The following is a 10,355-nucleotide window of genomic DNA, read 5'->3' as shown; positions in this document are numbered from 1 at the left end:
CAGACGCTCCACTTATCGATGCGGAAATGCTGTTCAGACAACCGGGACCAGCTCAAGGCCCCGTAGTACGGACGGTGCCACGGCCGGTAGAAGCCGAACGTACGGTAGGGCCGGTAGTATGGTCGATAGTACGCCCGATAGTGCGGCCGGTAGGCACGATAGTGGTACGGACGATAAAGGGCATAGGCTCGTCGGTGATGGCGGACGTGACCAAAACGCCGATGATGCCGGCGCTGTGAACTGAATTCGGTCAACTTTAGCGCCGCACTTGCCTTGCTTGACGCTTCTACAGCGGTCTTGGGAGTTTTGGCCGATGCCGGAACAGCCGCACTCACGCTCCACAGCATCGCTGTGGCAGCCAATATAGCTGACCCAGTCAAGCTCTTCATGGCAGCCTCCTTTCTATTCAAATCGCCCTTCAACTCGCAACGCTCGACTACCTCCGATGTTTCTCTGCCGATCTTTGCGACGCAAGCACGCCGACCGTAGGGCGGCCGATGCGTTCTCACGAAGTCCAGCTCGGGCAGTCTCTGGCTGCGCAATTTCCGGCTCAGCCGGATTGGCTAAAAGGGACGTCAGACCGGCAGATCGCTGATCGGTTCTCGCGCACCGGCATCGTGCCAAAATCGACAAGCGAGCGCAGAGAGGAGCGTACGATACAGTACAGAGAAAATTGCTCGCGCTGAGGGACGCGCGTTCCAAAGCTGGATTGCAAGTAAAGCTGGATTGCAAGTGTTGGGAGGTTGGATGACGATCATTGATCTCACAGTGCCGTCCTGTGCCAGCGGTGGTATTCCTGCTCGCCCTGATTCGATCGCGCAGCCATCAATGAGATCTAGTTCAGGCACGCCTAGACGCTGACTCGCTTCATGAAAGGCCACCATGGATGGATTGGACGATGTACTGCGCCTTCTCGTAGCCGCCGGCACTGGAGAGGGGCCGCATGGCAACGATTGCAATTGGTCTTCTGCGACTAGACTACCGTCAGTCGGGCCCTCGCTTTCAGGGTTTGCACCGCCCGATTCACGGCCGGTTCACAAAGGATAAATTCGAGCATTCTGAGCAACTCGTCCTGATCACGCCGCGGATATCCGCTGGCGTAAATGGAAAGGATGCGCTGCGCTTCCTCGATCGACGCGATGAGGACATCCAATTCAGACGCTGCGGGACGCTGTTTGGTATCCATTGCGCAAACCTATCATTAGCGTTGGCGACGCTTGCATGGGAGAAGGCCCTTCCTCGCCAATTTCGTACGGCATCGTACCGCGTCATCGGGTTTGCTGGGCCCGCTATGCGCCAGCATCATCGGCAATCGAGTTCGATCAGCGGTTTTGTCTCTTCTCACCCTAACCGCTTGCGCGCGCCCCGGATCGGGCTCGCGTTAGCCGGCACCTCGGTCCTCGAATCTCTTCGGGTCAACCCGCAGCCCGGCACGATCCGCCTGTTCCGCCGTTACGAACGGCAGGCCGTAGTAGCTCGCGCTTGGACTCCACCGCCCAGTACCGCCAGGATACGGAAAAGCGAGCGTACCTCCGCCTTGGGCAGCATCTCGCGCGACGAGCACCGCAAGCATCCGGCCTTGCTGCGAGAAGACCACGTCCTTGACCAAGCCATAGCCCGCTCCGGTTTGCAGCCGCGCGTAATCTCCGAGCACTTTCGTTACAAGGAAATCCTCGACCTGCGGCTTATTCTCGTCGGGCTCGACAAGCGGTAAAGGGAACAGCCCATACTGCCGCGATCTGACGTCCGTCAGATCTGCAATCAGTACGCCTTCACGCACCGGCTTGACCACGTCCTCCCAAGGGAGTCGAAAAACAAACTCTGGCGTGATACCAATGCCAGCCCCCTCTGCAACGAGCGCTTTCACCTGGCCATTATCGGCAACGACTATGTTGCGTATCCTGCCGAGATACTCGCCCATCTTCGAGAAAATGTGGCTTCCGAGAAGCTGTGAACCGCGCCATCCTGAATACAGCGTTTGCTCCAGTGGCAGCTGCTGCCCCGCTTTCTGATCAGTATCTGCTCTTGCCGCCGAGCAAAGTCCTAGCGCCACTGCAGCAACGAACAGCCAGCATGCAAATGGTCGGTATCCTGTCATGTTCTCGTTCCTTCACGCTGATGCCCTCAGGAGAACTTTGCGGCTTGCTCGCAACTTTCCGCTTCTAGCGCGAGCTATGGCCCCGATGACACCGTAAAGACGTTCGCCCGCCTTACGCACTCGGAGCTCGCTGCCATCCAGTCTTTCTTCATGTTGTTCCTGAAGTAGCAGTGCCTCAGAGGCCTTAACGAGCCAGTAGTCGGTTTTCTCCGCGCCGGGCCGCGTCACATCTTCCTTGGTTTGTCACCGGTTCAGGCCCAAAGGCGCGGCATACTGCATTCTGCAGCGAATTAACCTGCGCATCTGCATCGCAGCTCACCGAGTGACCGCATCGATCATTTGACCTGCTTGGCAGGCCTTCGCGGGAACACGCAGTAGGCGATAGCAGCTACATGAAGCGCGCGCCAATCCCTCCCTATCCAATATCGAGATACTTCCGCGCTCTCTGTGGATTAGCCCCGCTTCTTCCATTCTTCCGATTTCGGTCGTGACGCCGGCGCGGCGAACCGCGATAGCTCGGCTCAATACGTCGTGGGTCAAAGGGATGTCGCTCATCTGCAGCAGGTCGCTCGTAACCAGCAACCATCTTGCGAGTCGCTCGCGCAGCGAGTGCTTTGTGTTGCACGCAAGCAGCTGAGAGCTTTGAATGAGTGCGGCATGAACGTAAGCAAGCAACGCTCGACGAAGTTCAGGCAAGGCCTCCTGAAGTGCGACCAGCTCATCGGAGTTGATCCGAAGAGCATTCCCAGGTACCTGAACAATGCAACGATGAGGTGATACTTTGGCTCCCAGCACAATGGAAGTTCCAATGAAATCGCCTACTCCCAGGGTAGCTATTTCAACGTGAGCACGGTCCGCTCCGGCCCGTGCGAACAATGACACAGCTCCCGCTTCTACAAAGTAGGCAAAGCGCAGCGGGACGTTTCGTTCGAGCAATATCTGACGTCTGGCCAGCGGAACATTCTCAGACCGCGTCAGTATTTCGGCGCGACATTGCTCGGAAAGTTGCCGCAGGATGCCATTGGCCACATACGATGAAGTGGCGACAGCTTTGTATTGGATCGGCGCCACCGCACGATCTGTCGAGGTCGCTTCCGTCATTCCTCCTGAAAGTAGCATAGCGTTCTCCGTGACCGCACCTGTCTTTCCTCGCGAGTCTGACCATGGTCAGCGAGGGCCTGGAAGTCGGGGTCCAGACCCACGCCGTCGGGATTTTCCCTACAGCCGAGCGGAACTTTCCGACAGCCAAACAGCCTTCCTTGATGATCCTTGGAGCGATATGAGTCGTAACGGGCACTGCGTCGCGGGCTCAGGAAGAATCGCCATGGCTCTATCGACCTCAAGCACGGCAGGGCGGTCATTGATCCTGCTGATGATGGCGGCTGCAATTCCCGTGCTCTTGTTTGGAGGCTGGGTTGCATTCCTGAATGCGCGGCAAGATCGCAATGCCGCTCGGCTTGCCGCGTTCGAGGCGCTCGACCGTGTTACCAGCCGCGTTACTTCAGAACTCGCCACTCAGGTCGAACTGGCGGAAGCGCTGGCTGCTTCTGCTGCGCTGGATCAACCTGATCTGGAGATGTTCTACCGCGAAGCGAAGCGGCTCAAGGATGCGCATCCGCTTTGGGAAACGATCGAGCTCGTCGATACCGAGGGTCGGCAGGTTCTCAATCTCCTTCGGCCGATGGGGGTCCAACTGGGAGCGACGGCCGACCGGGAGAATTTCAACAAGGTGGTGCAGACCCAAGAGCCTGCAATCGGCGGCATTGGCCCACTGGGCCCTATTTCCGGAAAACGGCTCGTCGCCTTGCGGGCTCCCGTCAAGCGGGATGGACGTCTCAACTTTGTCCTGACGATCGCTCTCGTTCCTGATGCTGTGAGTCAGATCCTCCGCCACGCCGGTGCGCCAAAAGGCTGGGTTGGCGTAGTCGCTGATGCCAAAGGGAATATCGTTGCGCGGACGATCAAGGAGCAATTCGAGCTTGGGCGGCCAGCCAGTGAGTCGGTTCGGGCAGCCATTCAGCGCAGCTCCGAGGGAGCATACGTCGGCCGCACACTAGAAGGAGTCGAAGTCGACGCGGTGTATCGCTCTCTTCCGGGAACAGGGGGGTGGTCTGTTCATCTCGGGCTGCCGACAGAATCCCTGAATGCACCAGTACGATGGTCAGCGTATCTGTTGGCGGGTGGCGGCGCCGTCAGCATTGCACTCGCGATCGCCCTAGCCTGGCTCACCGGTATCGATCTGGCGCAGCGGCGCCATGAGCAGGAAGCACAAGCGGCTATCGCGTTAGGTCTAAGTGAGGAGCGTCGCAAGCTCGCCATAGAGGCCGCAGAACTGGGTGTCTTTAATTGGAACTTGAAGAGCGGAGAGGTGCTTGTTTCGCATCGTGCGCAAGACCTTCTGAACCTTCCGGCTCGACCAGGCGAAACCTGGGATCGCGTCTATCCCCATGAGCTATTCCTTGCCGGCATCCATCCGTCGGACAGGGACTTTGTAGCCCAGGCATTGAGGGGTAGCGTGCATGAGAAGCCAACGGTTATCGAATTCCGCACGCGAGACGTCGACCATAATGTCCGCTGGCGGCGGGTGACGGGGCGTCCCTCGCAGGTCAATCCCGACATGCACGACATTGTCTTTGGCGTCGTCATTGATATAGACGCGGCCAAGCAAGCCGAAATGGAGCGCATCAAGTTGCTGCGCCGACTCTCGGTCGCCGAGGAGAACGAACGGCGCCGGATTGCCCGCGAGCTTCATGATCAAATCGGACAGAGCGTGACAGGATTGCTGCTGGGGCTCAAGAACCTCGAGCACAGCATTGGACCAGGGGTGGATCGTAGCCGTGCGGATCGCATTCTCTGGCTCCAAACTCTGGCTAACGGAATCGGACGTGACCTTCATCGGGTCGCGACGGACCTGCGGCCGACGGCTCTCGACGACCTGGGATTGCACGATGCGGTAAAGGCACTCTGCTCGGAATGGAGGCGCCGATTCCATATCAAAGTGGACCTTCAGATCCTCGGAATCCCTAATCCCGTCCCGTCGGACATCGAGATAGCGGTCTATCGTGCAATCCAGGAGGCGCTGACCAACATTCTCAAGCACGCGAAGGCGCAAAACGTCAGCGTCGTAATCGATCAACGACTCCACGAATTGCGCACTGTCGTCGAGGATGATGGCGTCGGATTTTCCCCCGAAGCGGCCGCACCGTTCGAATGCGAAAGGAAAGCCTCTGGCAGACTAGGCCTTTCTGGAATGCGCGAGCGATTGAGCTTGATTGGCGGTACGATCGTCATAGAATCAGAGTTGGGCGTCGGCACAACGCTGTTTATATCGATCCCTCTGGGCTCGGGAAGGGACCCCTGACATGAGCTCCATCAGAGTCATGCTCGCTGACGATCATCCTGTTGTGCTTGCAGGAATGAAGGCGCTGCTTGATGGTACTGGAGACATCACGGTGGTCGGCGAGGCTACGACAGGACCTGGCGCCCTGAAAGTTTTCCGCGAAGCTGATCCTGACATCGCCGTGCTGGACATCTCATTGCCCGAGATCAATGGCCTCAAGCTCGCCGAGATCGCTGCAATCGACTTTCCCAAGATCAAAGTTCTTGCGTTGACGGTTCACGAGGACCGCGCCTATGTGCAGCCGATGATGAGGGCAGGTGCCCGTGGATATCTGTTGAAGCGATCCGCGGCTGAGGAACTTGTCAGAGCGATCAGAGCGATCGCCAGCGGCGGACTTTACTTGGACCCCACGATTGCGGAAATGGTCGTCCCGCCACCGCCGGATCAAGCGACCGGAGGGCCTCAATTGGCGGAACTCAGTCAACGCGAAACAGAGGTCTTGCAGATGATCTCGCGCGGCCTGAGCAACAAGGAAATCAGCGGACGTCTCGATGTCAGCATCAAGACTGTAGAGACTCACAAAGCGAGAGCCCTCGAGAAGCTTGGGCTTCGCACGCGAGCCGAAATCGTTCGCTATGGTGTCGCGCACCGCTGGCTGGACGATCTGCAATGAGGCTCTGAAGCCGCCGATTCTGGACAACGCACTTCCTCGGAAAGGAATGCCTCGTTGGCACGACGTGGTCAGCCAAACTGGGAATCTCGGCTCAACATACGCGACCACAGCCCAAGCCTAGTCATCACCAAGAGAAGCGAGAGCGCTCCCGCGCAAAGGTGAGCGGCCATTGCTAAGCCACCGAAGTTGAAAATCCAGGGTGACGCGAGCGCACCGACCGCAACTATCAGAATCAGCCACTCCTCCCAAACTTCGAAAGCATACAACGCGGAGAATGAGAGGATGCCGATGAAGGTTCCGCTTACGCCCGCACTTTGAGACGGTACGTTCGGCGTGGGCGCGCCAAATCCCAACAGCCATGGTGACAAGAACAATCCAGCACCGACGAGCAGATTGGACGCATCGCAAACCTTGTTAACGAGATCATGCCGGCCTTTCGCGTCTTGCTTCCTCGCTCCAGTTTCCAAGGTGACCATTGCAAGTATCTCCCTACCTGCCACATCGGCTCGTCGACCCCGCCCGCCCAGGGCGACGCTCTCTCAATTCCCTTTGCTGCTTCGGAGACACGGCCAGCGCATCTCCGCGCAATTGACAGTCAGACGCGGCTCCTAGCCGCTGACTTCACCGCTTATTACGTCGCCGAACAGCTCCCAACGCTCGCCTTTGAATCTCATGAGCTGCATCCTCTGAATGGGCGCGAAGTCCTGGGGACTCGTATTGATAGCGATGCCCGGCAGCAACGTCCCGGATGAGAACTCCTTCAGGCTCGCGGCCTGCTTCATGATGTTCTCTCTGGTAAGATTGTCGCCGCACTTTTGCAGCACCTCAACCAGCGTTCTTGCCACGTTATAGCCGTAAATCACCGAACCATCGGCCCGGTTACCTTCGGGAAAATCGTTCTCGAGGAAGTCATAGTAGGCTTTCATGCCCTTATCGTCCTTCCACTGGGGATCTAGCGCGTCCTTCAGGTAGGCTGCCGAGATAATACCCTGGCTGTGCTCGAAGCCCGCCGGCTTGATCACGCTGCCGATCGATGCGCTTACGTTGTTGAGGAAGTGAGTGGGCTTCCAACCAATCAAGAAGGCCTTCTTGATTGCCTGAGCCGCAAACTTCGGGGTCGTGATGTTGAAGAAGACGTCTGCCCCGCTCGAGTGCAGTCTTACGATATGATTGTTGATGGTCGGCTCCGACGTCTCATAGCTCTCTTCTGCGACGATCATCGATGCAGCCTTCGCGCCAAGGCCGTCCTTCAAGCCCTTCAGGTAGTCCTTGCCGTAATCATCGTTCTGATAGAGCACTGCGATCTTGGCATTCGGCTTCTCACGCAGAATGTACTTCGCGTAGATTCGCGCTTCGCTCTGATAGTTTGGCTGCCAGCCTATAGTCCACGGAAAGTTCTTGGGATCGTCCCATTTCGTCGCGCCTGTCGCCACGAACAGCTGTGGGACCTTCTTGCTGTTCATGTACTCATGGATGGCGGAGTTGGGCGGCGTACCGAGCGAGTTGAAGATCAAAAGGACCTCGTCGCTCTCCACGAGCTTTCGCGCTTGCTCAACCGTTTTTGGCGGGCTGTAAGCGTCGTCATAGGAAATGAAGTTGATCTTGCGGCCGTTGATGCCGCCTTCAGCATTAATCTTGGCAAAGTAGGCCTGCTCCGTCTTGCCGATAACGCCATAAGCCGAAGCTGGCCCACTGTAGGGCATGATGTTGCCGATCTTGATTTCTGTATCGGTCGCACCAGCGTTGTATTTCTTCTGGGCTACTGCGTCGGTACTCATCGTTGATAGCAAGACCACTACCGCCGCCATCGCTATGGCGCTAATCGAAGATCTATGCATTGGCTTGTCTCCCTCGCAGGCTTGAGCTTGCCCACGGAGCATCTGCTCTCCCTGAACAAGCATCCACGAATATGCGCTCGCTCAATCAGCAGTTTCAGTCGGGTCAATGCTGGCGAAGGTCAGGAAATTCCTGACGCCGGACAATGGCCGATCGCACGGCGTTGCGTCGTCAATCACGGGGGCGATACCTCCCGCCGCCGGTGAGAAGAGCCGGCGCAACGCAACTCCAAGAATGGGAGTGCGTACACCTTCGCACCGTCCCTATTCGCAATCTCTCTTGTGTCGGGGGATTGGTAAGGGTCTCAGGACCCAATGGGAGACTGGGATTAAAGCGCACCTTAACCACACTAGTAGCCGTCGTTCTTGCATCGGCACCGTATGCGAGACCGGCGACTGCAGCACGAGTCGCAACCAGCAAACCTACCGCAAGTGCTTCACCCATTATCACCGTTGGATGGCGCGGTCATGGTCGGCACCACGGCTGGCACCATCACGGGTGGCGACATGGCCATCGCGGCCACTTTGGCTGGGGCCCGGCTATCGGAGGTTTCGTCGCCGGCGCTGCTATCGGCAGCGCGATTGCCAACAGCCGCGCTCAGGCCAGGGAGTACTTCTCCTGCGCGTAGTTAGTTGCAGCATGCATCGCGTCGTTGTTTCCAGGATAGCCACCCGGAAAATGTACGGCGCTGTACCACGCAATCTGGCAACTCCATCATTTTGTGCGCATTTATGGTGCATCGGTATGCCAGCGCCTCACCGACTGCAGCGTAACCTGAACGATACTCAGGTGACTGCGCCGGCAACACGGAAGGTTCGCTTCGACTACATCAGTCGGCAAAGAGTAGAGAGGGACCGATCCCATGAACAGAAACATCATCATTGCCGCGGCCGTCCTTGCCGCCGCTTCTTCAACGGCTTTTGCGCAGACCAACAGCCCGTCAGAAGAACCGCCGGCAAGTCAGACCCATAGAAACCTGGCAGATCAGGGGACAGTTGGGAAAACTCGGCTCAATCCTACCAGCGACGCGAGCAACGCAGTCGGCGCATTCACGGCTATATCATCGAAAGACCGCATGAGTTCGCGGGTCGTGGGACTCGAAGTGCGAAACAAGGCGAACGAAGCCATCGCCACCATTGAGGATATTGCGTTCAACGAGAACGGAATCGACGGCTATATCCTTTCGATCGGCGGGTTCTTTGGCATCGCCGACCGCTACGTCGCAGTACATTCATCCTCGATCGCTCTAACCTACGATCGAGCCAACAATCAATGGCGCGCCACGATGGATGCGAGCGCCGAGCAGCTGAAGGCAGCACCAGAATTCAAGTACCCAGGCAACACCTAGCATGATCGCGAGCCACCGGCTACGGTCACACGACCGCGCTGGCGGTCTCTGCACTCCGATAGCGATGCTTGTGCAAAGCCGACGTCACAAAGGTTCGCATATGCTTCAGATCAGACCAGCAGCTGATTGGATCGCACTCGTCCTCGGGTCCGTGATGATCTTGGTCGGCGGGATCTACTGCGTTGCCGGCGCTCGGAACATGCCGCTCTACTATCTCTCCTGCGGCCTCGGATTGGGCGTTTCGGGTCTACTTATATGCAGACGGCGAGTTGAGGGCGCCTGGATATATTTACTCGCGTTCCTCCTCATCACAGTCGGCGCGTGGTGGCAAGTAGGTTCAAATGGATGGGCCTTCACACTTCGTCTCGCTGTCCCTGCCGCGATATTGATCCTTGTTCTCGCGATTGCTCCAAAGCTGAAAGAGTATCGGCACGACTTCGAAGCACCAGCGACCATCTCGGCGGGCCTGCTATTGTTAGTGGGGGTGGCGCTCATCATGGTCGGCCCATCAAGCACCGCCCCGGCCACTTCCCAACAAACACCGCCGTCCGCAACGAGGATCGACGATCCGCCCATTTGGAACGATATCCATTTGCCTGCCTGACCGATCACGGCGTGCAGACCGATTCTCCGATCGAGATGGATATGGATGTTCAATTATCCGTAACAGGCTTCTGGTTGCGAGACACTCAGTACGGGGCAGCTACGAGGCCCCCAAACAATGCGTCCAGCGACGCGTAGAGCTAAAGGGCTGAGAGGCCCTCATCATCCCGGATTCCGTGTTGATACCGTCAAATGGTACTGCCCCGTACAGACTTGTTTGACTACCGCTTCCTTCCGAACGGTTGCCATTGCAACCGCACGCTCGCGCCGACGTTATGTCAGGGAGTAGACATCATCGCCGGCGGCATCTCGTGAGGCGGGCACCGCGACCCGAGAACAGGGAGGCCGTGTCGCGATGAAACCGAGATACAAAAGAACGGCGCGCACGACACTTGCAGGTCTCTTTGCGACGCCGGTCGCTGTCATCGTCACCCTGCTCTCTTCACCCTAGCTGATG

Annotated in this window: 10 protein-coding genes; 4 read left to right on the top strand and 6 right to left on the bottom strand. The window is 57.8% G+C overall.

All coding sequences use genetic code 11. The features are described 5' to 3' along the window. The 4 genes from CQ13_RS45045 to CQ13_RS28560 all read right to left on the bottom strand — a co-directional run. Positions 1 to 389: hypothetical protein (locus CQ13_RS45045; protein ID WP_082637699.1), on the bottom strand; the 389-nt coding region annotated here is incomplete at its 3' end. Between the two features lie 584 nt (positions 390 to 973). After that, positions 974 to 1,186, bottom strand: a complete 213-nt coding sequence (locus tag CQ13_RS28570) for a hypothetical protein (RefSeq protein ID WP_057846155.1) — start codon at positions 1,184 to 1,186, stop codon at positions 974 to 976. A gap of 195 nt (positions 1,187 to 1,381) precedes the next feature. Further along, on the bottom strand, positions 1,382 to 2,098 hold the full coding sequence (locus CQ13_RS28565; protein ID WP_082637697.1) for a PRC-barrel domain-containing protein: 717 nt from the start codon (positions 2,096 to 2,098) through the stop codon (positions 1,382 to 1,384). A 315-nt stretch (positions 2,099 to 2,413) separates the two neighbouring features. Further along, a complete protein-coding gene (locus CQ13_RS28560; protein ID WP_057846153.1) occupies positions 2,414 to 3,199 on the bottom strand; it encodes a Crp/Fnr family transcriptional regulator in 786 nt (261 codons plus the stop codon). 223 nt (positions 3,200 to 3,422) lie between these two features. On the opposite strand from CQ13_RS28560, the gene CQ13_RS28555 reads away from it, so the two are divergent. After that, on the top strand, positions 3,423 to 5,459 hold the full coding sequence (locus CQ13_RS28555) for a sensor histidine kinase (protein ID WP_057846152.1): 2,037 nt from the start codon (positions 3,423 to 3,425) through the stop codon (positions 5,457 to 5,459). A gap of 1 nt (position 5,460) precedes the next feature. Next, the gene (locus CQ13_RS28550) at positions 5,461 to 6,111 is read left to right on the top strand and encodes a response regulator (protein ID WP_057846151.1); all 651 of its coding nucleotides are present in this window, start codon (positions 5,461 to 5,463) and stop codon (positions 6,109 to 6,111) included. Between the two features lie 68 nt (positions 6,112 to 6,179). Here the strand turns inward: CQ13_RS28550 and CQ13_RS28545 are convergent, their stop codons facing one another. Next, complete coding sequence (locus CQ13_RS28545) at positions 6,180 to 6,587, bottom strand: SPW repeat domain-containing protein (protein WP_057846150.1); 408 nt, start codon at positions 6,585 to 6,587, stop codon at positions 6,180 to 6,182. Between the two features lie 132 nt (positions 6,588 to 6,719). Beyond that, positions 6,720 to 7,919: an ABC transporter substrate-binding protein gene (locus CQ13_RS28540; RefSeq protein WP_430649719.1), complete on the bottom strand. Its 1,200-nt coding sequence runs from the start codon at positions 7,917 to 7,919 to the stop codon at positions 6,720 to 6,722. 890 nt (positions 7,920 to 8,809) lie between these two features. Between CQ13_RS28540 and CQ13_RS41660 the strand changes: the two genes are divergently transcribed. Further along, complete coding sequence (locus CQ13_RS41660; RefSeq protein ID WP_082637695.1) at positions 8,810 to 9,295, top strand: PRC-barrel domain-containing protein; 486 nt, start codon at positions 8,810 to 8,812, stop codon at positions 9,293 to 9,295. A gap of 199 nt (positions 9,296 to 9,494) precedes the next feature. Beyond that, the gene (locus tag CQ13_RS28530; protein WP_156433967.1) at positions 9,495 to 9,899 is read left to right on the top strand and encodes a hypothetical protein; all 405 of its coding nucleotides are present in this window, start codon (positions 9,495 to 9,497) and stop codon (positions 9,897 to 9,899) included. Positions 9,900 to 10,355 lie beyond the last annotated feature (456 nt).

This window comes from Bradyrhizobium retamae (assembly GCF_001440415.1).
GTDB lineage: Bacteria > Pseudomonadota > Alphaproteobacteria > Rhizobiales > Xanthobacteraceae > Bradyrhizobium > Bradyrhizobium retamae.
This window is presented reverse-complemented; position numbering and strand designations above follow the sequence as displayed.